The sequence below is a fragment of the Sphingomonas limnosediminicola genome (assembly GCF_039537965.1).
Lineage (GTDB): Bacteria > Pseudomonadota > Alphaproteobacteria > Sphingomonadales > Sphingomonadaceae > Sphingomicrobium > Sphingomicrobium limnosediminicola.
Window position 1 is genome coordinate 2792957 of sequence record NZ_BAABBM010000001.1, and the last position, 23712, is coordinate 2816668.

Annotated in this window: 22 protein-coding genes; 11 read left to right on the plus strand and 11 right to left on the minus strand. The window is 59.2% G+C overall.

The features are described from left to right. The first annotated feature begins 42 nt into the window (after positions 1–42). Entirely contained in the window at positions 43–540 is a 498-nt protein-coding gene (locus ABD704_RS14375; protein ID WP_344700381.1) for an Hsp20/alpha crystallin family protein, read from the plus strand. Between the two features lie 197 nt (positions 541–737). On the opposite strand, the gene ABD704_RS14380 is transcribed toward ABD704_RS14375, so the two are convergent. Then, on the minus strand, positions 738–1202 hold the full coding sequence (locus ABD704_RS14380) for a hypothetical protein (protein ID WP_344700383.1): 465 nt from the start codon (positions 1200–1202) through the stop codon (positions 738–740). A 216-nt stretch (positions 1203–1418) separates the two neighbouring features. Between ABD704_RS14380 and ABD704_RS14385 the strand changes: the two genes are divergently transcribed. Further along, complete coding sequence (locus ABD704_RS14385) at positions 1419–2762, plus strand: erythromycin esterase family protein (protein ID WP_344700384.1); 1344 nt, start codon at positions 1419–1421, stop codon at positions 2760–2762. Positions 2763–2997: 235 nt separating this feature from the next. Here ABD704_RS14385 and nirK read toward each other — a convergent pair whose 3' ends face one another. Both nirK and ABD704_RS14395 read right to left on the minus strand, forming a co-directional pair. Next, on the minus strand, positions 2998–3999 hold the full coding sequence (nirK, locus tag ABD704_RS14390; RefSeq protein ID WP_344700385.1) for a copper-containing nitrite reductase: 1002 nt from the start codon (positions 3997–3999) through the stop codon (positions 2998–3000). A 706-nt stretch (positions 4000–4705) separates the two neighbouring features. After that, positions 4706–5410, minus strand: coding sequence for a Crp/Fnr family transcriptional regulator (locus ABD704_RS14395; RefSeq protein ID WP_344700386.1), 705 nt, complete (start codon positions 5408–5410; stop codon positions 4706–4708). A gap of 117 nt (positions 5411–5527) precedes the next feature. Here ABD704_RS14395 and ABD704_RS14400 point away from each other — a divergent pair, with 117 nt between their 5' ends. From ABD704_RS14400 to ABD704_RS14410, 3 genes are all read left to right on the plus strand, one after another. Then, positions 5528–7942, plus strand: coding sequence for a nitric-oxide reductase large subunit (locus ABD704_RS14400; protein ID WP_344700387.1), 2415 nt, complete (start codon positions 5528–5530; stop codon positions 7940–7942). Positions 7943–8056: 114 nt separating this feature from the next. Continuing rightward, positions 8057–8377, plus strand: coding sequence for a cupin domain-containing protein (locus ABD704_RS14405; RefSeq protein WP_344700388.1), 321 nt, complete (start codon positions 8057–8059; stop codon positions 8375–8377). A gap of 74 nt (positions 8378–8451) precedes the next feature. Then, positions 8452–9621, plus strand: coding sequence for an NnrS family protein (locus ABD704_RS14410; RefSeq protein WP_344700389.1), 1170 nt, complete (start codon positions 8452–8454; stop codon positions 9619–9621). Positions 9622–9717: 96 nt separating this feature from the next. Here the strand turns inward: ABD704_RS14410 and ABD704_RS14415 are convergent, their stop codons facing one another. The 3 genes from ABD704_RS14415 to ABD704_RS14425 form a co-directional block, all read right to left on the minus strand. Continuing rightward, a complete protein-coding gene (locus tag ABD704_RS14415; RefSeq protein WP_344700390.1) occupies positions 9718–10686 on the minus strand; it encodes a S1C family serine protease in 969 nt (322 codons plus the stop codon). Positions 10687–10771: 85 nt separating this feature from the next. Further along, on the minus strand, positions 10772–12514 hold the full coding sequence (locus ABD704_RS14420) for a chloride channel protein (RefSeq protein ID WP_344700391.1): 1743 nt from the start codon (positions 12512–12514) through the stop codon (positions 10772–10774). A 378-nt stretch (positions 12515–12892) separates the two neighbouring features. Beyond that, a complete protein-coding gene (locus ABD704_RS14425; RefSeq protein WP_344700392.1) occupies positions 12893–13777 on the minus strand; it encodes an alpha/beta hydrolase in 885 nt (294 codons plus the stop codon). Between the two features lie 252 nt (positions 13778–14029). Here ABD704_RS14425 and ABD704_RS14430 point away from each other — a divergent pair, with 252 nt between their 5' ends. Then, complete coding sequence (locus ABD704_RS14430; protein WP_344700393.1) at positions 14030–14635, plus strand: PEPxxWA-CTERM sorting domain-containing protein; 606 nt, start codon at positions 14030–14032, stop codon at positions 14633–14635. 50 nt (positions 14636–14685) lie between these two features. On the opposite strand, the gene ABD704_RS14435 is transcribed toward ABD704_RS14430, so the two are convergent. Both ABD704_RS14435 and ABD704_RS14440 read right to left on the minus strand, forming a co-directional pair. Beyond that, positions 14686–15102, minus strand: a complete 417-nt coding sequence (locus ABD704_RS14435; RefSeq protein ID WP_344700394.1) for a DUF3592 domain-containing protein — start codon at positions 15100–15102, stop codon at positions 14686–14688. Beyond that, a complete protein-coding gene (locus ABD704_RS14440) occupies positions 15102–15419 on the minus strand; it encodes a hypothetical protein (RefSeq protein WP_344700395.1) in 318 nt (105 codons plus the stop codon). The genes ABD704_RS14435 and ABD704_RS14440 overlap by 1 nt, the downstream gene beginning before the upstream one ends. 250 nt (positions 15420–15669) lie before the next feature. On the opposite strand from ABD704_RS14440, the gene ABD704_RS14445 reads away from it, so the two are divergent. Further along, on the plus strand, positions 15670–15966 hold the full coding sequence (locus tag ABD704_RS14445; protein WP_344700396.1) for a hypothetical protein: 297 nt from the start codon (positions 15670–15672) through the stop codon (positions 15964–15966). Between the two features lie 149 nt (positions 15967–16115). Here ABD704_RS14445 and ABD704_RS14450 read toward each other — a convergent pair whose 3' ends face one another. Beyond that, entirely contained in the window at positions 16116–16643 is a 528-nt protein-coding gene (locus ABD704_RS14450) for a DUF4760 domain-containing protein (protein WP_344700397.1), read from the minus strand. A 158-nt stretch (positions 16644–16801) separates the two neighbouring features. After that, positions 16802–18061 (minus strand): alpha/beta fold hydrolase, encoded by a 1260-nt coding sequence (locus ABD704_RS14455; RefSeq protein ID WP_344700398.1) that lies wholly within the window; start codon positions 18059–18061, stop codon positions 16802–16804. A 129-nt stretch (positions 18062–18190) separates the two neighbouring features. Here ABD704_RS14455 and ABD704_RS14460 point away from each other — a divergent pair, with 129 nt between their 5' ends. Further along, positions 18191–18847 carry a glutathione S-transferase family protein gene (locus ABD704_RS14460; RefSeq protein ID WP_344700399.1) on the plus strand — a complete coding sequence of 219 codons (657 nt, stop codon included), beginning with the start codon at positions 18191–18193 and terminating at the stop codon, positions 18845–18847. A gap of 40 nt (positions 18848–18887) precedes the next feature. Here ABD704_RS14460 and ABD704_RS14465 read toward each other — a convergent pair whose 3' ends face one another. Next, complete coding sequence (locus tag ABD704_RS14465) at positions 18888–19976, minus strand: TIR domain-containing protein (protein WP_344700400.1); 1089 nt, start codon at positions 19974–19976, stop codon at positions 18888–18890. Between the two features lie 177 nt (positions 19977–20153). On the opposite strand from ABD704_RS14465, the gene ABD704_RS14470 reads away from it, so the two are divergent. The 3 genes from ABD704_RS14470 (at position 20154) to ABD704_RS14480 (ending at position 22111) form a co-directional block, all read left to right on the plus strand. Further along, a complete protein-coding gene (locus ABD704_RS14470) occupies positions 20154–20738 on the plus strand; it encodes a YdeI/OmpD-associated family protein (RefSeq protein ID WP_344700401.1) in 585 nt (194 codons plus the stop codon). Positions 20739–20850: 112 nt separating this feature from the next. Next, complete coding sequence (locus ABD704_RS14475; protein ID WP_344700402.1) at positions 20851–21351, plus strand: nuclear transport factor 2 family protein; 501 nt, start codon at positions 20851–20853, stop codon at positions 21349–21351. A gap of 547 nt (positions 21352–21898) precedes the next feature. Next, complete coding sequence (locus tag ABD704_RS14480; protein ID WP_344700403.1) at positions 21899–22111, plus strand: hypothetical protein; 213 nt, start codon at positions 21899–21901, stop codon at positions 22109–22111. Positions 22112–23712 lie beyond the last annotated feature (1601 nt).

The window sequence follows — 23712 nt, forward strand, 5'->3', positions numbered from 1 at the left end:
TGCAGTTCTGTAATTCCCGAGTTCCGCAAAGGGAGTGGAACGATGGACACCAAACAGACAGCAAAACCGCCCGTCACAACTCGTCAGGCCGCCGATTTTACCGACCAGCTGATTGAGCCGTTTACCCAGCTCAGAACCGAGGTGGACCGCCTTTTCGAAAGCTTCCCGTTTCGGCTTCCGTCTTTGAAGCTGGGGAGGTTCGCCACTGCCCCGGCCCTCGAGATGAGCGAGACGAACAAGGCCTACAAGATCACCGCCGAGCTTCCCGGCATCGACCCGGACAATGTCGACGTGACGTTCGAGGATGGTCTTCTGAGGATCGCTGGCGAGAAGAAGGAAGAGCGCGAAGAGAATGAGCGGGGCTATCGCTTGTCGGAGCGCAGCTACGGTAGCTTCGAGCGTGTTATTTCGCTTCCGAGCGCTGCCAACCCAGACAAGATCGACGCCAAGTTCAAGAACGGCGTTTTGACGATTACCATCGCGAAGGATGGCGAGGAAAAACAGAACGTCCGAAAGATCAAGATCGGCCGCGAAGGTTAGGGGCAGTCGCGGCCCAGGAGGCCCAGCGCAAGCTGGGCCTCCTCATTTTTGCTAGCCTGCGCCCAAACGCATTTCGGCCTCCGGCACAGAGGCTCTCGCCGGTGCGATTCCTATGGGTGGGCGGCAATCGATGCGCGCGAGTTGCTAGCCAAGCCCGGATCTACGGCTGAATGACTAAGTCCTGGAAGACGACCACGTTAGCCGGCGGGCTGATGTCGATGCTGGGAGGATGGCACACGCAGCTCTGACAACACCTCGTCCACATGCCCGGCGCCGTGCCAGTAGCGGTGCAAACCACCACCGCGCGTGAACAGGAAAGTCGCGCCGCTGCTCCGATCCATTTCTTCCGGATGCGTTGTCAGGTTACGGAACGCGACCCATGCCCGTTTCTCGGGATCGGGGATCGTCAAAACGCGCTCATCACCGTCAACCGACAAATCGTCGCAATGGTCCGCGAATGTGAGCAGCCATGCGTCACGTTTCACGAGCTCAACGCTATGTTGTCGATACGCGGCAATCTCTTGAGCGGACTTGGCGACATCAATGGGGCAGAACAACGCAATCAGCTCATGCCCTGCAAAGCTCGCCGGATTAAGCTTGGCCCCCGAAGCACAGCACAGTTCGAGGTCAGGTATGCCGAACTTGAGATCGGTCGATGCCATGAATTAGAGAATTGCGCAGTCTAGCCAAACACGCTCTCCGTATTTGTACTTACGCACGGACCGAACGCTCCGCCGTACTCATCCACTAAATGCCGAAAGCATTGCTGGCGCCCCAATATATGGGAGGACGGGGCGGAGCATCCGTAAGGTTGCGTAAAGACGTTCTGGCGGCACCGCGTAGACTGGCAGTTTCATTATTCGAAGCAGCGGTGATCTATGGGATTCGCAACGCGCCCCGAGGTCGGAAAGATTCAAGACGCCGACAGGCTGGCGGACGAGCTACGGCCGCATCTGGAGCCTTTACCGCGTCCCGAAAAAGCGGACGAATTCGGTGCCTTCTTCGATCGCTTTGGCGATGCCGAAGTCGTCCTCTTGGGCGAAGCGACCCACGGGACTTCGGAATTTTATAGGGCCCGTGCCGCCATCACGCGCCGGCTCATTGAAAAACACGGGTTCACCGTCGTCGCAGTCGAGGCCGACTGGCCAGACGCCGCGCGGATCGATGGCTATGTCCGGCATCATGCCAAGCGTCCACGCCGCGGCGAATCCTTCATCCGTTTCCCCACCTGGATGTGGCGCAATGTCGAGGTACTTGAATTCGCCGACTGGCTGCGGGCCTTCAACGAAGGCAAGTCAGCGGAGCGCCACGCATCGTTTCACGGATTGGACGTCTATAGCATGGGCGAGTCGATGCATGCGGTTGTTTCGTACCTCGACGGCGTTGATCCAGAAGCATCGGAGCGAGCCCGTTACCGCTATGGTTGCCTGTCTCCGTGGCAAGAGGATCCAGCGAAATATGGACAGGCAGTGGTCCATGGCCACCTTGATCCGTGCGAGGCCAGCGTCGTCAAGCAACTCAAGGAAATGCTCGCAAAGCGTCTCGACTGGATCGACCGTGATGGCGAGGCCTGGTTCGATGCAGCCCAGAATGCCCGCATCGTTCGCGCGGCCGAACGTTACTATCGGGTCATGTATCAGGGCTCGAACGAGTCCTGGAATTTGCGTGACCGGCACATGTTCGACACGCTTCAGGCCGTCATTGCCCACCGCGGTTTCGGAACCAAGGCCGTCGTCTGGGCGCATAACAGCCACGTCGGCAATGCCGCGGCGACGGGAATGGGCTGGCGCGGTCAGTTCAACATCGGCGAGCTGGCCCGCATCGCATACGGCGATGCCGCTGTTCTCGTCGGGTTTGGGACCGACACGGGAACGGTTGCCGCAGCCAGCGACTGGGGCGCTGACATGGAGATCAAGTCCGTGCGGCCGGCGAGGGAAGACAGCTACGAGCATGTCTTTCGCCGGTCTGGGGTCGCCCGCAGCCTGACCGAATGGCGAGGTGGAGAAAAGGGGAATCTCCGCGAATTGTTACGGGAGCCGCGTCTCGAGCGCGCAATCGGGGTCGTCTACCGTCCCGAGACTGAACTCTATAGCCACTATTTTGAGGCGGTGCTGTCGGAGCAGTTCGACTGCTGGGTGTGGTTCGAGCATACGTCGCCCGTCACTCCGCTTGGGCACGAAAGGCCACACGGCGCCCCGGAGACGTACCCGTTCGGTCTTTGAGCAGCGACAATTGACGTAGGATCAAGGGGCAACCAATCGCATCGATTGGATGCCCGTAACATTCCGTAAAGCCGTCACGGCGCCAATCTGATTTGAACGAAGCGCCATGCGCCAGAGTACAGTTTTGGGTCGAAAGCTGCCACTGCACTAGTGGCAGGACTAGGTTGAAAGCGGCGATTAGCCGTGGTCTTAAGCGCGACAGTCCTTGGGCGATCCTTGAACTAACAAGACGCGATCAATGTCCGGACGAAGCAGCCAACGCGGAATCTACCGGCTGGTTAGGACGGAATAGATCGGCGCGTGCCTCGCCGGAGACCTCGATCGTGCCCTTGAGTCCTTTCTCCACGCGAGAAAGCGCGTGATCGACAAGGAAGAATTTGCCTGGAACTGCCGGCTTGAACTCGACGACGGCCGCGCCGCCTGGCGGGACGGTAATCGTCTGGACGTTGCCGACTGCAGGTGCGTCGAATGAACCGTACGGCAAGGCGGAGTCGAAGATCCCACCTATGATGTGGAAGCTCGAGTCCTTGTCTGGACCGCCATCGCCGAAGAAAATGCGTACGGTTTCGCCGGTCTTCGCCTTGAGCGGCTTGCGCGCTAGACCGTCCACAGCGCCATTGAATACCATGTAATCCGGCTGTTCGGCGATCAGCTTGTCGATGCTCTGCGTAAGCTCGCCCTTCGTTCCGTTTGGCTGCTCAGTGTAGATTTCGCCCTGCATGACGTAATATTCGTGATCGACCTTCGGCAGCCCCTGTCCGGGTTCGACCAGGATCATCCCGTACATCCCGTTAGCGATGTGCTGCGCTGCCATCGGTACGGCGCAATGGTAGACGTAAAGGCCTGGGTGCAGCGCCTTGAACGTGAAGCCTTTGGCCTCGCCGGGCCTCGCCATGGTGGCGACTGCGCCGCCGCCGGGACCACTGACTGCGTGCAGATCGATGTTGTGCATCATCCCGCTAGTGCCGTCGTTTTTCAAGTTGACGACAACGGTGTCACCGACGCGCACCCTTATGAACGGCCCTGGGACCTTTCGATTGTAGGTCCAGTAATCGTAGGTCGTGCCGTCATCGAGACGCCCGGTAATTTCGACGGTCTCAAGATTGACGGTCACCGTCGCTGGAGTCCGACGGGCGAGCGGGCCGGGTAGGTCGGCCGGATCGCGGACGATATCGGCGGCATTGCTGACCGGTGCGGCAGGCTGAACAGCTGGCCCTTCGGCGGCGAAGGCCGGCACGGCAAGTAAAAGCGCAGCAACACTAGCTAAAAGAAGCTGTCGATGGGGTTTCATTACTTCAATCCTCCTCGAAGGCGCGTATCGATTTCAGGATACACTCAGCCCTTCGGCGCGTAGAGCACGCACCATCCCGCGGGGCTCACTGACCCCTCAACCTGCTGGCAGGACGTTGGCGCTTCCCAAAGCGCACACGTCTGACAACGCTGTCCCGATTTCGGAACCGGTTGATAGTGCGCCTGCTGCTGAGTGAACTTCTTTTGTGCCGCAGAACTCGTCGTCGGCACGCTGACTGCGAAAATCGCACCGGTCCCGACTGCAGCGATGCTCAGGAAGTCACGGCGAGACACTCGCTCACCGTGGGTTTTTCTATCGCCCAACATGACAACTCCTACAACGTCACTTGTCGAGACGAGAGTGCGCCAGTCGGGTCAGGTACGGAATAAGTAGTTTATCTTATCTCTTTTGGTGCTGCCGCTCTCCGATGCTTTGCAGCAGCCCGCATACCTTCGCATCCAGCGCTGGCAATACTGTTGGACAGAGATTTGAAGAGACGGCTTGGGACATGGTTCGTCCATATTCCGCGACACTCGGCGACCCTTGTGTCTGCAAGGCCTACCGCGGTCCCTATCGGGTAGTTGCAGAAATGGGTCGAGAGCTGCCGGGCAGGTTCGGGTGGAAAGCGCAATTTACGGGCGGCTGAAGAAGATCAGCCATCAGATCCGTCGCCAATTCGCTTGAGCTCAGTCGGTTTAATGATGGAGATGCGTTGTCTACTCGAGGCCAGGATTCCGCACCGCTGCCAGGCAGACATCGTCCTGCTAGCAGTATGAAGTGTTGTTGCGGACATCGCCGCTATGTCCTTCCGGGCTAACGGCATCAGCATTTCAATGCCTCCATCAATCCGCGGTTCGCTTCCCTTTCGGGCTAATCGGAGGAGCGCGTTCGCGATGCGCGGTTCAGCGCGTTGCGTCGAGATCTCCCGCACCCGCTCCTGCAAATCTGCCAGCCGGCGAGCGGCTACCGCCATGAGGTTCATCGCGATGGAAGGGTACTGGTCGATCAGTTGACGGAGTTGAGCTTCGGTCCAGCTCAACTCGACAGCGTCCGCAGCGGCGATCGCATCGGCTGGGTACCCCCTCTCGGTAAACAGCGCGAACGATCCAAATACCTCGCCCGGTCCGACGAAGCGTACGACCGAGAGCCCGCCGTCTGCGCCCGCCTGCAAAATCCGAACCCAGCCAGAAAGTAGCACATGGAAGCGCGTAGGCCGGTCACCCTGGTGGAAGACCGGCTCCCCCTTGAAGAGAAGGCGTCGGAGGGCACTCCTGGCACATTGCATCTGGGCGGCATCGTCCAGGTCTGCAAACACACTTACAGTCGCGAGTTCGCTGCTCTCATGCCGGACGGTCATTTTGACACTCCTCGGTTCCTGCAGACTCGAGCGGGGGAGTGCACGGTAGTTTGCGCTAGCGCAAACTCGTCGGGCCATGAAATCGTATAGCAGGGCAACCCTTGACGGGAGTAGTCCATGTCGGAAGCACGTAACGAAAGCGCACCTCGAGACCTCGCTTCCTCAGTTGATCCCGTCAGTGACATTCTGAAGTGGATACTGCTCATCGTCGCAGTAATCTGTTTCGGCCTCCTCGGCTGGGCGACGATCCAAACTTACGAACAGGCGCCTCCGCACCCGCACGTATTCACGGATCGCGCCGGGAACGTTCTGATGACGGCCGACGACATCGTCGCAGGCAAAGGCGGCTTTCAAAAAGCCGACCTCATGGACTACGGCAGCATCTACGGCATGGGGTCCTACTTCGGCGAGGATTACACCGCGTCGGCACTCGTCCGCCTCGCCGTGCTTACTAAGCAGGGTCTAACCAAGTCAGGCGCAACGCCACCAGGCACCCCGGCTCCGGCCAATAAGTCGCTCGCCACCACTGGGCCTGCTGGAACGCCGCCCGAACCCACGACCCCAGCTGCCACGTCGGCTGCGGATGCCCTGGTCGACGCTGCCGCGACGGCCACGATGCAGAAACAGCTTCAGTCGATTAATCTTACGCAGCCCAAGGTGGTCTTGCCGGACGAGGTGGCGCAGGCGGTCCGTGGTCTGCAGAGCGAGCTCACCAAAAAGCTCAACAGTGAGAACCTCTCCGCGGGCTGGGTTCCCGCGAAAAGTCTCGATCCGCAGCTGCGCAAGCAAACTGCAGACTTCATCATCTATTCGGCCATCACGACGGTCGCGCGGAGGCCGGATCATCCGAACACGTCATGGACCGAGAACTGGCCATACGAGCCATCAGTCGGGAACACGCCTACCACCAATACCTTCCAGTGGACCTGGATCAGCTTCTGCTTCACCTTTTTTGCAATGGGGTTCGTGCTGTGGCTGTATCGAGCCTATCTCGACCATCCCGACGACGCGCCGATGGAGCGCGGTCTCGCAATTTACCGGGCGCTGACGCCAAGTCAGATCAAGACAGGGAAATACTTTCTGGTCGTGGCGCTGGTGTTCCTTGCCTCACAAGGTGCCGGCGCGATCATGGCGCACTCTTATTATGACCGCGCGACCTTCTATGGCGTGCAACTCAATTATATCCTGCCATTCAATTTCCTCAGGAGCTTCCACCTGCAAGCGCCGATTATCTGGATCGGCCTCGGATGGATTGCGAGCGGTCTGTTCATCGCACCAGCGATCGCTGGCGGCCGCGAAGCCAAAGGACAGGGTTTCCTAGTCGATCTTCTGTTCTGGGTATCGCTGTTTGTCGTGGGCGCCGCGCTCCTCGGCAACTACCTCGGCATTCAAGGCGTCATTGATCAGGGTTGGTTCTGGTTCGGAAACCAGGGCCTGTCCTACATTCAGCTCGGCCGCTTCTGGCAAATATTGTTCTTCGTCGCCCTGATGAGTTGGAGCGGGCTCATGTTTCGCGCCCTGTGGCCAAGTCGCGACACAGTGCTCGAGGCTACCCGGCAATTTTGGAGCGGGAAGATCAGACTTGAGCATCTGATCTGGGCAGCGACGATCAACGTCGCCGTCCTTTACATCTTTGGGATGATCCCGCTGACCGGTATCGAGAAAAGCTTCACGATCACCGACTTCTGGCGTTGGTGGGTCGTCCATCTCTGGGTCGAGCAATCGTTCGAGTTCTTCGCCGTCGCGATGAGTGCCTACCTGTTGATGTCGCTCGGTCTCGTTTCACGCAAGCTTGCAGAGCGCTCGGTCTATCTCGAACTTATCCTCATCTTCCTCGGCGGCGTGCTCGGCACGGGCCATCACTTGTATTGGGGCGGCGGTCCCGGAATGTGGGTTCCGCTAGGGTCGATGTTCTCCTTCATCGAAGTTCTGCCGCTAGTGCTTCTAATCCTGGAAGCGATATCGCAGCATCGTTTGATCAAGGGCAGCGCGAGCTTTGATTATGGTCTCGCCTACCTCTACATCCTCGGCTCCGCCTTCTGGAATTTTGTCGGCGCCGGCGTGTTCGGGGGCGGGACACTGAATGCACCGCTCGTCAATTATTATGAGCACGGCACCTTCCTGACTCTCAATCATGCTCACACCTCCTTGTTTGGAGCGTTTGGTCTGCTCGCCCTGGGCCTGATTTACTTTTGCCTCAGGTATCGCGCGGGGCCAGAAGCGGAGTTCAATGAAACTCCCGGTCGTATCGCTTTCTGGCTCTATAATCTCGGCCTCGGGATGTGGATATTCCTGCACTTCTTCCCCATTGGCTGGCCGCAACTCAATGCCGTGTTCGAGCACGGCTACGCATGGGCGCGCAGCCAGGCATTTTATGATCAGACGCTCTTCTGGCAGTGGATGCGCTTGCCTGGCGACGTTGTGTTCTCCGCGGGCGGGCTGCTGATGAGCTGGGATTTCATTGTCAAACTGCGCAAGGGACGCGGCCTTGAAGAACCACGGGGACGATTAGCCACAGTCCCTGCCGAGTAGACAGATTGCCAATTGCGTCCGGCCGCCAAGCCAGCTTCCACCTCGCGGCACGTTGGTCCGGCATCCATGCCGCTTGAGGTTTCAGTGCGAAATTGAGCAAGAGAGTTAAAACCGATGGCCCTCCACCACCTTGCACCGGGCGAGAAATTCCCACTCCTGTCTACTGCTGCGACGGGCGGACGAAAGACGAGGGCACTTGTCAAAACCGACCGGTTTGAAGTGGTGCAACTCGTGCTTAACGCCCGTGACGAAATCTCCGGACACCCCGTGCCCGGATACACGATATTACAATGCATCGAAGGAGCGGTGTCACTTAGGACTCCGGAGGATGTGCGGCTGAATATAGGTGAGTGGCTCTACCTCGCTAGGGCTCAGAAGTATTCCCTAAGCGCCATCGAGGATAGCTCGCTGCTGCTAACCATCCTGTTCGAGTGATTGCGAGAGTGTCCGGCACTCCGACAAGCAAAGCCACGCGGGGCGAGCAGATGCTGGCACTCCGAAAGAAGCGGATGGCCAACACGCATCCGTTTCTGCGTGGCGGCTTTCGTCCGTTCTTCTTCGGCGCCGCCACCTGGGCGGTGATCGCTCTAACGCTGTGGCTGTGCGAGCTTGCCGGGAAGATCACGGTCCCGAGCGGCTTCGACGGGGTCGCCTGGCACCGTCACGAAATGCTGTTTGGCTTTGTCGGCGCGGCAGTCGCGGGCTTTCTTTTGACAGCTATCCCGAACTGGACCGGACGATTGCCAATCGCGGGTAAACCACTGCTCACTCTATTTGCCTGGTGGGCCGCGGCGCGCATCGCGGTCCTCACTTCGGCGTTGAGCGGCTTCTGGCCTGCAGCCATCCTGGACGTCGGCCTATTCTTGTCACTCGCGATGCTCGCTGCGAGAGAAGTTATCGCAACCAATAATCGCAATTTCCCCATTGTAGGGATGGTATTTGCCTTTGGTGTTGCGGATGCAGCCGACTACGCAGGGTCCGCGGGTGTTATCCCAACCGACCTCGGCTGGCGCAGCGCAGTCGCGTTGATGACAATCATGATATCGATGATTGGCGGTCGCATCATTCCATCGTTCACCCGGAACTGGATGGTCAAACGTCGTGTGCCGGCCACGCAGCTTCCAACTCAGCCGCAGGCGCTCGATCTGCTCGTGATTGCATCTACTGCGATGGCCCTCCTGTTTTGGCTTATCTTTCCCAACAACTGGCTTACAGGCATCGTTCTCATGCTAGCGGCCGGCTCGCAGCTTATGCGGCAATATCGCTGGGGCGGACATCGCACCGGAAGCGACCCGTTGGTCCTTGTGCTTCATCTTGGTTACATCTGGCTGCCCGTCGGCCTGCTGCTCCTCGGTCTGTCGATTGCAGGGCGAGACATCCCTGCAAGTGCAGGGGTGCACGCGCTTACGGCAGGGGGAATGACAACGATGATCCTCGCAGTCATGACCCGCGCTAGCCTAGGCCACACCGCGCGGGAGCTCAGAGCCGCACCGACAACTGTGGCCGCGTACGTCTGCGTCACCTTTGGTGCGGTTCTAAGGGTCGCCGCGTCGCTTGGATTGGGGCCTTACGGGATCATGCTCGATGTAGCCGGCGCGTTCTGGGGGTTGGCCCTAATTCTGTTCCTGGTCGTTTATGGGCCTATCCTCTGGCAACCCCGCCTTGGCGAACAGCACTAATGTCCTAGCGCGAAGATCGGCTGATGTCCGAAATGGGTCGTTAGCGGCCACTCGGCTAGCGGCAGGAATGGGTGGAAAGCGGACATTAGCTATCCGTCACGAATTGGTGCTTCGCTTGATGGCTAGTTGAACCTGCTCCGAGCGCCGTTTCACCGTCAAAGTCACTTTGCTGCTCGCGGCGTCAAGCAATCGGCTAAGTTCGGAGGCGCTCGATATCGGGTGGCCATCGACCGTCGTGATGACATCTCCTGCTTGAAGTCCCGCTTTCTCGGCGGATGACTTGGCTTGCACGATCGCCACCCCTGCACCGGACCGGAAATCCCCCAGCCGCGAGGAGAAAGGCGCGGCATAGTCGATCGTGCGAAAACCGAATTTAGTCGATGCTGAGAGGCTGTTGCGAATGAGCTCGTCGAGAATGACACTGGCAATGGGCGCTGGGATCAGCGCGCCGAGCGGCGCATCCGTCCCGATTCCCACGACCTGGCCATCAGCGGCCACCAACGGCGTTCCCGCAGTCCAATCATCCGGCGCTGGCCGCAGCCGAAAGTAGCCGACGCCACTGCCCCCGTCCGCCAGAAAGTCGCTGCCGATCATCGACACGGCTGCACTGCAACCGCTACCAATCGCCGTCGTTATCGCCATTCCGAATTGGCCGACGCGTGGAAACGTTTGGTCACTGAATGTCAGTGGAGCGACAGTCGTTTCCGCCTTGACGATCGCCAAGCCAGAGACCGGGTCCTTCCTTTGGTCCACCAGGTTCACCCTGCGCCCGTCGCCGAAGACAGCGTCAAGGGGCATCGGTGGCAATTCGGCGGCAGAAGTTACCAGCCAGCCGTCGGCCGAATAAGCCGAGGCGGGTACCACCGCGGTACCGTCGGCTTCGGAGGTCACATCCAAACCGTGCGGTACGATGACTGCTACCGAGGGACAAAGCCGGTCTACGAGGTCGGCGAGGTCAGGAAGACCGGGCTGCTGCCGTACAATTTGGACGATCGGTCGTCCCGGCGAAGGAGCGACAGGTGGATGGCGGAGAGGTCGCTCGTCGGGCGACAGCAACCGGACCACGAATGCGCCCCCCAGAACGACCGCGAGCAACCCGCTTCCTAGCGATACAGCACGAAAAGAGGGCCAACGCGGCGGTTGCTCCGCATCATTCACCGAACATCTCCCGCTGAGCTTTTTCGACCTCGTCGGAATAACGGCGGTGGACAAACCTCTCGGAGAGCGTACCGAGCACGGAGCCCTCATCGTCGATCACGGCAAGATAATCCGCTTCGCTCAGGTCGAAATGTTGAATGGCAGAGCGTACGTTCTGATCCGGAGTAAGCGCCACATCCGGGAGAATCCCAAGCGTGCCTATCTCCACGTCGGACGACATCCCGCCATCAAAAGCCTTAGCTGTCTCCACGATACCCGAATAGCGGCCCGAGGAATCGACAAGCACAACCTTGTTCGTCGAACCTAATGGAAAGCGGCGTCGAAACTCGGCCACCGACATTGTGGCAACGGCGGTCTCCGCACCACGCTGCATCATCTTTCCGACGGTGAGTGTGCGCATCCATCCTATGTCGCGGGCGCTTCGAATGCTCTCACCCCGCATATGCAGTCGCCACGTGGAGAAGGAGAAACCGAAAGTCTCACGGACGAAGGTGCTCGCGCAAAGCGCTGCAGTGATCGCGACGCTTGTTAGTGCGAAGTCATGCGTCACTTCGAGGACCAACATGGACATGGTCATCGGGCCCCCGACAATCGCAACCGCCATTGCCGCCATCCCGATGAGGGCCGCGTCCGAAGGGTCAAGGGGGGGGAAGACAGCCAAGTGACCAATGGCGCCTGCGAACAGCTGTCCGACCAAAGAACCGATGAAGAGCGACGCGAAGAACAATCCACCTCTGAAGCCGAATCCAAGCGAGATGGTGGACGCCGCGACCTTCACCGCAAGCACCAGAAGAATGAAACGGAGCGCAACCTCGGCCCCGAGGTCGATGTGCAGTGCGCCGTGGCCTGCGGAGAGCACCTGAGGCGTGATCATGGCCAGGGGGATCAGCAACAATCCACCAATTGCCGGCCGCCAAAGCTCTGGGATTGGAGAACGGCGCACTAGCGCTTCGAGTGAGGTCACGCCGCGCATGACGGCGATTCCGACGAAGGCGCAGATAAGGCCCAAACCCGCATAAAGGAGGTAATCAACCGTGGTGATCGCCTTCGCGCCAGGTAGCGCAACAACATAGGCTTCGATGCCGACCAGCCGAACGAGCACCACTGCCGACAGACATGCCGCTGCAACCGGTGCGATTGCGGCTGGCGTGTAGGCGCCGATCACGATTTCGAAGGCGTAGAACGCTCCGGTGAGGGGGGCGCCAAAAGCGGCACCCACGGCCGCCCCCGCTCCCGCGCCCACTAGGACCCGCATGTCTGCGCGCCTGAGTCGGAGCCACGCCCCGAGAGTTGATGCCAGTCCGCCGCCAGCCTGTGCGTACGCGGCTTCAAGCCCAACTGATGCTCCTGCGCCGTTTGAAACGATCGTTTGAGCGCAGACGATCATCGTATCTCGAATTGAAATGGCGCCCCCATGAAGGGCATTTGCTTCAACGACGTCGACAGGCGTCCGCCACCGGCGGATCGCCGCTCGGGAGCCAATACTCAGCACCAGTCCGGCGACCGGGAGCGCAAAAAACCGGATTGGAGGGATCGAGGCCGCTGCACTTAAGCTTGCGCCACTTAATCCATAGAATAGCGCTTGCATGCCATGGGCGATCGCATGCTGCGCGATCATGAGCAGCCCAGCACCAATCCCAACAAGAACAGCAAGGCCGATGAGCGCGGCTTCGCTCGACCGGAATGCTTGCCGAAAAGAGCTAACCCCGCGGTTGTAAGCCGGAGCCAAAAGCATCGGTCGAAACAGCCTCAAACCTTCCTACGCACGACGTGGAGAAGAACCAGCAACATAACGAGAGCGCCGGCGCCGATGAGGACGGGCCCTACTGCTGTGGATGACGACAGGAAGACCCCTAGGAACATCGTTAGGGTGGCGGCGAATGCTATCGCATCCAGTTTGGAATTGGCCTTCACCGTAAGCTGCGTCCGCATTCAAGGAAGGGTTGGGGAGCGACGCAATCGCCCGATTACCAACGATCTGCAATGGGGGGGGCTCGGCTCCTCTACTACTTAGAGGCCGATGCTGCTTTCATTTTTCCAAAGCATGCAAGCGGCCACTACGAAGATGAGAAATGCTGCACTGCAAGAGTCCGCAATGGGTCGAAAACGGACGCTACCGGTCTGAGCAATTTAGGTTGAACCCGTACCCGATCGGTGGAGGGGCTAGAGGCGGCAGCAGGTATTGAACCGCTTGGGGCGTCAGCTGCTGGTAGATTGTTGCGTGCGTGAGATTTGGACGGGCCATTGTGCAGTAAGTCAGCCCCCGTTGCTTCAACAAAGAGACCAGGCGCTTAATCGCGGCGGCATCATCCAGCTGTTCCTTGGCTGCCGCCAGCATCAAACGATGACCTTTCTGCCTGCCATTCAATTTTGCGGCAGCCGAATTTGAAAGAGACTCCTTGTCCCACCAGAGGCTAGGATCCACAGCCGCGTAACCATCGAAAAGCGACGGCTCGACAAGGTACGTTTCGGTCACGAACAAGCCCGCCAAAGACTCCCCCAGAACAACGTCATGTCCGTCGCCGCGATAGGTGCGCTCAATTAGGGGTTTCACCTCCTTACGGATGAACTCGCGAAACTTGGCTGAAGAGCCCGCTGTCGGGTAACGCTTCACCAGCTCGGGATCGGCTGTCGGGCCCACAAGTTCCTTGCGTCGGTCCTTTGTCTCAAGGCCGACAACAATGGCTTCGGCCGACCGGCCCCACATTGCGCCTAGCTGCACCACGCCAGCCACGTGAAGGAGGTCTTGGTCCAAACCGCCGTCGAGCAGATATAGGACCGGATATCGTCGCAACGGATCTTTGCTGTAGCTCGCAGGCAGAACGACATTGACCGTCCGCAACTCATGGAGCGTCTTTGATTGCAAGCTGTAACTCGAACCGATTTGGATCGGGACCTGCGACGCTTCCGAGCCGGGCTGAGCTGTTGCCGCGCCTGCAAGAATGAAGCCGCAAACCAGGGCAACGCACAAGCGTGTTGTGACGAACGTGAAATCCATTCTTTGAGAGAACACACGCGCTCAAAGGGCGCAATGGTCGAAAGCTGCCGTGCAGGAATGGGTCGCGAGCTGCCACAAGCCCCCCGGGCAATGTCGTTAACAATGCGTTAATTGAATTAGCAATTAGGCCTTCGCACGTATAAGATCGCAGCAGGGCGGCATTGGACTTGCCGGCGGATGGGTCGATCTGACCACGCTGCCCCCAGTTGCGAGGCGCTGATGCTGTCGTAACCCAGGGGAGCACACAAGCATATGCGCAAGGTCATCCTCGCTGCGTTCGGCGCGACGGCGTTCGGCCTGTCGGCGCCAGCAACCGCCACGCAAGAACTAGTCACCAACGGTGGGTTCGAAACCGGGGATTTCGGCGGATGGCTGCAGACCGGACTGACCAGTCGCACGGTAGTATGCGGGTCATCCTGCGCGCACAGCGGATCGTTGGGCGCCGCACTTGGTGCAACTTTCGGGACGGGCACGCTCAGCCAGGTTCTAACGACCATTCCCGGTCAGTCGTACGACGTGTCTTTCTGGCTTGCGAATGAACCTGATCTGCCAATTTACAGTTTCGATTTCCGCTGGGGCGGCGGCACTCGGCTCTCGTTGGGCAGCGGGTCGGGTCCCTTTGGCTATTCGCTTGAGACTTTCACTCTGATCGCGACGGACACCGCCACGCAGATCGCATTCGAGTTCGAGCACGACCGGACATTCTGGTACCTCGATGACGTTTCGGTTCGGGCGACGAGTGGCGTGCCGGAGCTCGGCACTTGGACGATGCTACTGCTCGGCTTTGGTACAGTGGGGCTTGCCTTGCGTCGCCGCAGGTCCGGCAAGATTGGCGAGGTGGGCCAGCTTCACGCTTAGGGTCCGTACTGTTGGCGGAGCTGGCTTGCGGGCTTTTACCAGGCCATCGGTCAGTGCGCGGCGCCCGCTTTCCAAGAAGCATAGAAGCTAACGACCGCCATCCCAACGATGACGATCGGCGCCAGCCAGAGGCGCGGCGTTGAAGCTATCTCTGCGACCTCGGGTTTGTCGGACCGATACAGAACTGCCACCGTCTCGCCGATCTGGAATGGCTTTGAAGTGCTGCCCATCCGCGATTGGAACTCAACCGGTGAACCGCCAGCTGGACGGTAGCGCACAAGGGGCATGTATTGCCTCTTCGCGCCCAATCGCTCCCGCATGCGCTTTTGGTAGCCGATAATCTGACCTTGAGCGCGTTGCCCGCCAGCAAGCCTCAGGCGAGCTACCATCAGCGCCAAACCCGCAGCAAACAGGGCAAAGCCGACCACGGCGAAGTAAATCGCCAGCGGATTTGCAAACAGTCGCATCACGGGTGTCGCAGGCGATCGACGGACCGGCCAACCAGCCAGAAGAGTGACGCCGTCACAGCGACGGCTGGAACATAGTACAAGGCATGATCCATGAGATAGCCATGACCCTCTGGCATGAGGACGGAAGTCTCACCCAGCGCATAGGCCAATATTAGGTCGACCGCCGTGACTGGCAGGGTCGCCACAAACAGGCCCAGGTTCGCGAGCCCATCGTGGTTGGTGTTGGCGAAATCAATCCACCCGTAGACCGCGAAAGCTATGTAGAGCGCTGGCAGAATGTAGCGCAGACGCCCCTTGTGCCTCTGACCCTTCACTGGTGCCTCCCCCTTCGACGTGAACACCTACCCGTTCCCGGTTTACGTTAGGTTCCGGCTTCCCGGAATGGCTCGGTAGCGGCAAGTTTGGGTCGAAACGGAATGGGTGGAAGCTGACGCGGATGCCGCGCTCTCAGCGCCACAAAGGTCGTCCAGGATCCGCTGTTTGAAGCGACGCGCAAGGCAAACTGAAGCCTTACCTGGCATTTCGTGATAGTGACGGGGTCCCCTATGGAATTGGGAGTCGGCTATGTCGCGTATCATCGTCGCCGCAATCGCCCTCTGCGCTGCTGCTGCGGCCCCAGCGCAAACCATCAGCATCGAAAACTCTAATGCTTCCGTGAAGCCGCCGCCGCTTCCAGAAAACAATCTCGAGCAAGTCGTCTGCGAGCGCGTGATGCGGACCGGCAGTCGACTGGCAATCGACAAAGTCTGCCTGACGGTCGCCGAGTGGAAGGAGAAGCGCGACGTTCAGCGCTGGGATTTCGAGCGGGTTCAGCGGGTCGTAAACCAGGAGCCTTCCGATCTGGCGGGATATACCCGTTAGTCGGGAACTCCCAAGTCGAACTCGACCTCCAAACTCGGCTCCCTTGGACATCCTGGCCACCGGGACAAATCGAGTCTGTCTGGGGTCGGACACTGCCGCCGCACGCTGGCGGCAGGGATGGGTCGAAAGCTGCCATTAGGGGGGAGCTATCAAGCAGACAGCCGCTCGTAGTCGCTTCCCCTTACCCATGTCCTGAACCGGTCGAATGCAGGAACATCCCCGGCTCGCGGCGTGCGCTGCTCCATCCTTTCGGCGAGCCATTGCAGCCACTCGAACAAGTTCGGCCAGCCGTTCTGCCTTCGCTCTTCGATATACGGCCGTAGCTTTTGCCAGCACAGCACTGTCACCCCACGATAGGAATCGGCATACATTTCAATTGGCACGTGACCTCGCGCAACTAAGGGGCCCAGACTTTCGAAGAGCGCAAGCACACCCATCACCGCACCGAAATTCTTCCCGAGACTGCGTGTGAGTTGCGCCTCAGTTAACCCGTCCGGCAGACCATGGATCAACATCAATGCTTCGGCGGCCTGAGGTGCCTGCAGCGGTCGCAGTAACTCGATGCCCGCTTGGACTTCGCGCTGCACGCGAAGCTGCCGAAGCTGAACCAGGCCGAAGACCACTCCGATGATAACTGCCAAGGTTTCCAAGGCTTGCAGGATCAGGTCCCAAGACATCTGTCGGTGTCTCCGTTGCGGTCTTCGATGGCCTATCAGAAGCTGCCTCGTCCGCAACGAGTTCTCGAACACCTAGTCCCAGCCTGCTCCGCACCAAGCTGACACTAGGCTAGCGGCAGCTTTGGGTCGGAAGTGGCTACCCGCTATAGCGGCACACATCAGGCGAGAAATCGACTAAGCTCGTTCCACAGTTCCGGCCAACCCTCGTCCGTAATCTGCGGGAGGTGGTTTCTTCCCTCCAACGGCACGAACTCGGCACCTGGAATGCTTGACGCGATAAAGCGTCCTGCGTCGAACGACACTACCTGATCGTCCTTGCTGTGCATGACCAGCGTCGGTGCCCGGATTTTCGCGAGCGACGCCGTCACATCGAAGTCGCCCAGCATCTCGATATAGCGGAGCGCCATGCTCGGGGTGGAGCTCTGCTCCTGAATCTTGTTCCACCAGTCCGTCTGCGCTCGTGTCGCGCCGGGGAAGTACTGGCTGGTGAATATTTTGCGCAAGCCAGGTGGCAGATTGCTGTCGCCAGATCTGGCGAGCACGCAAAGTGCCTCCCAGCTGTCTACGAAGTCGCGGTCTGGCGAAAATCGCCAACCGCGGGCGAACCCGTTGACGAGGACGAGCCTCTTGACCCGCTCGGGATAGCGTGCCGAAAATGCGATCGCTGTTGGACATCCCTGCGAGATCGCGAACAGGTCAAATTGTACCAAGCCGGCCGCGTTCACGACAGCGACCAAGTCTTCAACGAGCAGATCGAATTTCAAATCGGTTATTTCGCGAGCCGACATTCCGGTGCCGCGTTGGTCGTAGCGAACGAGCGTGTTGCGGCTAGCTAACTCTTCGATCCAGTTGCGCCACAACGGGTTTTCCAGTTCATGTTCCAGATGGTTATTGCCGTTGGCCGCCTTCACCAACACGGGTCCATCGCCCAGCAGACCATAGGCAAGAGTCACACCGTCATCTGCACGCGCGAATGTGATGCGCTGACGGCCCCGCACTGGACTCTTGCGTGTGACTTCCTTGTCCTTCGGAAGATCAATCGGCCCGAGCGACAGTTCCAATTCGTCTGGTAATCCACCGATTGGGCTCGCCAGCCAACGAGAAAGATCGATTGTGTGGAACTGGCGGAACCCGAGGGGCGGGGTCGTGCCATCAATAGTCAACGGGACGAGCTTTGCCGCTTCGATCGCTGAAGTGGCCTCGTCACGAACCCAAGGCGAGGTTTTAGACTGTGTCGACCACAGGACGATGACCTTCTCGCTTGAACCAAGCGCCTCCTCGATTTCGCGGCTGTATTCTGCTCCGCCCGTTATCCGGCGATCCCACCAGACCGAGTGACCCGCTTGCTCAAGCGCTTCAGCGAGAGCTTCGGCAACCGCCACGTCGCTTCGCGCGTAACTGATGAAGATTGTCGCCAAGGCTTTGCTCAGTATTTGAGATCGGCAGAAGCATCTCCCGTTTCGCTAATGTCTGCAATGGGTCGAAAGCCGCCACTAGCTCAAGAGAGATTTTGAGTGGGCGGCTGACATGCTGCTATGGTCAGCGGCATGGCCAATCTCGCCCAGCCCGTTCGACTTTTTGATAGCTTTGGGCTTGCGCCACGAATGGTCCGCTTTTTCTTGCTTGAGAAGCACATCGATATCCCCAGGTACCAAATAGACCTTCTTCTCGGCGAGAATCGCGACGAGGAGTTCCTAAAGCTCAACCCGTCAGGACAAACCCCTGCTCTAGAGCTCGAGGACGGCACAATCCTGGCTGAAGCGCCTGCGATTTGCGAATATGTCGAAGAGGCCTGCCAAGAGCCCGTTCTAATCGGCGAAACCCCATTACAGCGCGCGATCACGCGCATGTGGTGGCGTAGAGTTGAGTTAAACATCTGCCAACCGATGATCATGGGGTATTATTTCGGCGAAGGGCTCGAACTGTTCCGGACGCGCACTCGCTGCATCCCCCAAGCAGCCGAGGGGATGAAGGAGCGGGCGCGGGACGGCATGCGCTGGCTCAACGCGTTGCTTACCGATGAGTGGATCGTCGGCCCTCGCTTTTCAATCGCGGATATGTGCCTCTACGGTTACCTCGACGAACTTGCTGACAAGGGGCAACCGTTGCCCGAAGATTGTACGAATGTCAGGCGCTGGTTTAAGGCCGTGAGCACTCGTTCAACCGCCGACCGGAGCGTGTGGAGATTGACCCGGTCAGCATGAAGCGGCGCTCTGCTGAGTACTACCGAACACAGACGTGCTGTTAGAGTCGGTTGGTAGATTCAATGGCCTCGATACACTTGCTCGCTCGGCCGAGCATTGCCTGATAGGCGCGTGTGTCGTGTATCCGCTCCCACGCCGGGTCAGCCTGAAGAAGCGCCAAGTGAATACGGTTCTGCGCCGCCTCCACGAATGGTTCTATCACATCTAAGGCTGCTTCCGGCTCTTCCAGGAACTGGACCAGGGTCGCCGCAAGATTATAGCGCATACGCAGATTTCCGGGATCGACGCTCAGCGCTTTCCGAATCCATTTTCTAGCGCGGTCCCGATGACCAAGTGCTGCCAAGCCCTTGGCCCCCGATGCGAAAGCCGCCCCATTGGAAGAAGCCGCTGCAATCGCCTGTTCAGCGCGCTCAACCGTGAGCGTTGCAGCACGATCCATACCATCATCATCTTTGATTGCCCGGTAACAAGAAACCAGCATCGCCGGGCTTTCGTGATCGCTCTTTGAGTGCAACGCCGCCTTCTCATAGAACGCGATCGCTTCGACCGCTCTCCCTTGAACATAATGAAGGGAGCCGGCTTCCTTGTTCAGGTCGATATTGTCAGGGTCCAGAACCAAGGCTGCCTGGATTTCTCGGACGGCACTCTTGAAGTCACCTCGCTCTTGGAGATTGCGCGCCTTTGCAACGATGGCGACCGCAGACGACGTGCTCGCCTGCGGAAGATCGCGTGTGGCGGAAGGCGAGAGACCGGCATCACACTTGGCGGCAATCGACTTCAAGATGTTGTCTAACGCGTTTTCGAGACCATGATCCGTCGGAATGGTCTGGAATTGTCTGAAGCCTAGCGGTGGCTTGCAGTCGTCCAGCGAGACTGGCAGCAGCCGATCCGTGTCACGACCTTCGGCGGCCTCGTCGAGAACCCACGCGGAAGCGATCGCGTCCTTCGACCAGAGAACGAGGACAACGTCGGCAGCTGTAAGGGCTTGCTCAATTTCGGCTGCAAATCTCGATCCTCCGCTGATGTGCTTATCCCACCAGACGTCGTGATCGCGTTCACTCAGCGAAGCAGAGATCACCTTCGCGGCGTCTGCGTCCTTACGCGAGTAACTGAGGAAGATTCGCGCCACAGCTGCTCGCCGCTTAGGGCTTTGGCGGGTTAGACGGTCGGTACAACATGGCGGAGAATTTCGCACTCGAGGCCGATGTCCGCAATGGGTCGAAAGTCGCCGCGGCAGGTCGGGATGGAAAGCTACCCTTGGAACTGACGTGGTTGCGAGAACTGATGTGTCGGCTATGCCACTTTGGTGACTGAGCAGCGCGGCGGTTTACCTGTTCTTGCTTTCCGCGATGGAGAGAGTTTCGAAGAGTGGCTGGATCAGCAACCTGCGGATGCCGCCGGGGCATGGGTGAAGCTCCCGAAGCAGTCGGCTAGCACACCTGGCATGACAAAAGCTGAAGCGATCGACGCGGCACTTTGTCATGGGTGGATCGACGGCCAGCTCGACAAATATGACGACCAATATTGGCTCGTCCGTTTCACCCCCAGAAAAGCTCGCAGCAAATGGTCGCAGGTGAACAAGAAGCGGGCGACTGAGCTGATTGCCGAAGGCCGGATGCGAAGATCAGGCGCTGCACAAATCGAGGCCGCAAGGAGAGACGGCAGGTGGGACGCCGCCTACGCGCCTGCAAGTTCCGCGAAAGTCCCGGCTGATCTTCAGGATGCACTCGACGCCAATCCGCAGGCGGCGAAGTTCTTCGCAACGTTGAAGGGGACGAACCGGTACGCGATCCTCTACCGCATCGGCTCGGTCAAACGGCCGGAGACGCGCGCCAGGAAGATCGCCGAATATGTCTCCATGCTGGAGCGCGGCGAGACCATTCACGGTTGAAGTTACGACTTCGGAGACCTGCAAATGTCTGCCATCGGCGCAAAGCAGACACTAGCTTCCAGCGCGAGATGCGCCCAACTGTAGCAGCCGCCTTCGCGGCCGGAGGTGGGACATGAACGTCTTGCGATGTCATCGGTTTGCGTGGGCGGTTTCGGCAACAATAATCTTTACGCAGCCGTCACTGGCCGCAATTCCAGCCCCCGCGGATCAGACCGTCGATGAGCGGGCGGTCTTGGCGGCAGACGCGCAGCAGCGGCTGGCTGTGGCATCAAAGGACATTGTTGCGATTGGCAGGATCTCAGATCCGCATTTGCGCGTGAACGCACCCAATAACCGCATTCTGACGCGAGAAGACTTGATGAGAATGGTTGCGTCGGGCGAAATCCGAAACGAGGTGTTCGAGCGCACTCCCGAGGATGTGGTCATCACAGGCGATGTCGGTGTGGTGATGGGCCACGAGGTGGTCGTCGCAGGCGCGGCGAGCGAGCAGGCCCGCATGTATGGTCGCAAGACCCTGAACCGACGCTACACCAACGTTTACATTCGTACTGGCGAAGGTTGGCGGCATCTCGCCCGGCACGCCAACATCATGGTGAGTGTACCTTCACAGTGATGTCCGCTTGGGTGGAACTCAGAATGGCAATTGAGCACATAGTCGAACTTGTTGCGGACCACGTACTGGACTGACCCGCAAAGGCACTTACCTCGTAGCTGTTTGGCACGAGGTCACGTTACCCGTGCCGGCGATGTCTGAAATGGCTGGTACGCGGACATCAACGTTGCCGGGAGCACTTAGCCTCGCAGCCAAGCTCGGGCATAAATTGCAGCCCCAACGAAGAAAGGGACGGCAAGAAGTAGTAACGGCCACACGGTGGTAAGTTGCATGGGCATCAAGGCCTCGATTTCGGCACGAACCCTATCTCGCTGCCTCACGACAGTGCATTGGGTATTGTACGTAACTGAGGCGCGAAAGCAGTTTCAGTCTGAAGCTAGATTTTCCGGAGGTCCGCAATCGGAAATCGTCGAGGCGCCGATTTAGGCACTACTCCGTATTTCGCCATCGGATCTGAGTGTTATACGCGAAACCATCGCCGTGCCGAGCATCAGCGCGACGGCGACTGAGAGACATACGAGAGCTCCCGCTGTGACGGAGCTTCATTATGTCCGCGCCAGACCATCACAAGATTATGCATGAGATCGTCACCCACTTCGAGACGCTTGCGGCAACGATTGAGCATGCAATTGTAGCCTTTGCTGACGACGAAAGGGGCATCGTCAACCTTGCTGCGTTGCAGCGGGCAAAAGATGCTGCTCACAGCGGCGCCCAACAGGCCCGCAACGCAACTTCAGTAATGAGAAGGGCACTCGACTGAATGCTGGAAGCCGGGGCTAGGGCCGTCGTTGAATGTTCCTCGCGGGCGTCGCCCTGGCCGTTTTGGCAGTGACTGTCGCTGTCCTCTAGCCTTCGCTCACCCCGCTTGAGGCGAGATGTGGCTTCGGGTCGAAAGTCGCCCTCGCTAGCGGCAGGAATGGGTCGAAACCTGCCACAAGCGGATCGTCAGCTAACGGCCAATCTGAGACGTCGCGATCCTCGCGTCGCGCTTGTCCCCACGCCTCGCCCGCGTGCTTTTCTTGTCCGTCTTCACTCACCGTGTTGCCCTCTGCGTTGAGAGAAGGCCGCGATTCACTCGAATTCACTCAAGCTCGGCAATGTCGCGCGGCGCTCAGCCCCGCGCCTCGCCCGCGCGCTTTTCGTACCGGTTTTTAGTCACCTTCTCCCCCTCTGCGTTACGAGAGGAGAGCCCGTCATTCGATTTCAGTCACCTAGACGGGGTCTCCAGGAGTTCGTTCGAGCACCAGAGCAGACTTTAGGCTGGACGATCGGCTAGCTCGTTTTCGAGTTCTGCGATCAGGGCTCCGATCGGTTCAGTTGACCCATTTGCAAGCTCCTGACGGGCGTGATTGAGAAGATCCTTCCAATGGCCAAGTGTATCGCCGTGGATGGGGTGGCCCCTTAAACGCCGAGCGCTCTGGACCGCTGACGCAAGATTGTTTGCAATGCTTCCATGAATTTCCATCCGGAGGATTTAGTGGAGTTTCCGGCGAAGAGCACTTGCTCAGCTTAAATGACAGCACTCGCGCTCTGGAAAAGTGGGCGCGCGGCGCTTGGCCCCGCGCCTCGCCCGCGTGCTTTTCCTATCGGTTTTGACGCAAGTAGTTTCCCTCTGACACAAGAGAGAAGGGTCGCTGACGCGTTTTGATGCACCTGGCGCATCGCCAAACGGCGTCGCGCGGCGCTTGGCCCCGCGCCTCGCCCGCGTGCTTTTCGTGTCGGTTTTGATGCACCTCACTGCCCTCTGGCGCCCGAGAGGAAGGCGATTGACGCACTTTGATGCACCTGGAGGGAGTTCGAAGTGTTCGCTCTCGCGTCCGAGACAGCCAAGCGAGCGTTAGACCATTCTGGACAAGCGTGTGTCAGGGATTAGCGGGTACCCATGGGGGAACCACGCACGCATCCGATCAGAGGGCTACTCTCGGGTAAGAAGCCTAGGCACAGGTCGTGAACTGGCGGGGACACAGATCTGCCCCCTTATGCCTTTGGGTGAGCGGTCGGCAGCGTTAGCGTCTCGCTTGCTCCCGTACCCCTGTCTCGAACTATGAGTTGGAACCTGTAGCCTTCCTGTAGTCCGTCATCGCCGATCTTGTCTCTTAATGTCGGGTCGATCGGACCCTTGATCACGTAGGCAAGATGGCCCGTCGTATGGCCGCCTGCGGCTAGGCGTATTGGGGACAGGAGCCAACAACGTGAAGTCACGTGGTGTCAGCTCCCAACTTCGGGGACCGTCCCTTAGCATCAGCATGAGCGGCGGCCGGGGAAGGGCCGGAAGCTGCACAGGCTTGGGCTGGTAGCGGGCTTCGACACGTTCAACAGCAAAGCACGCCAAGGTTAGCCCTAAAGCTGCGCCCACTTTCG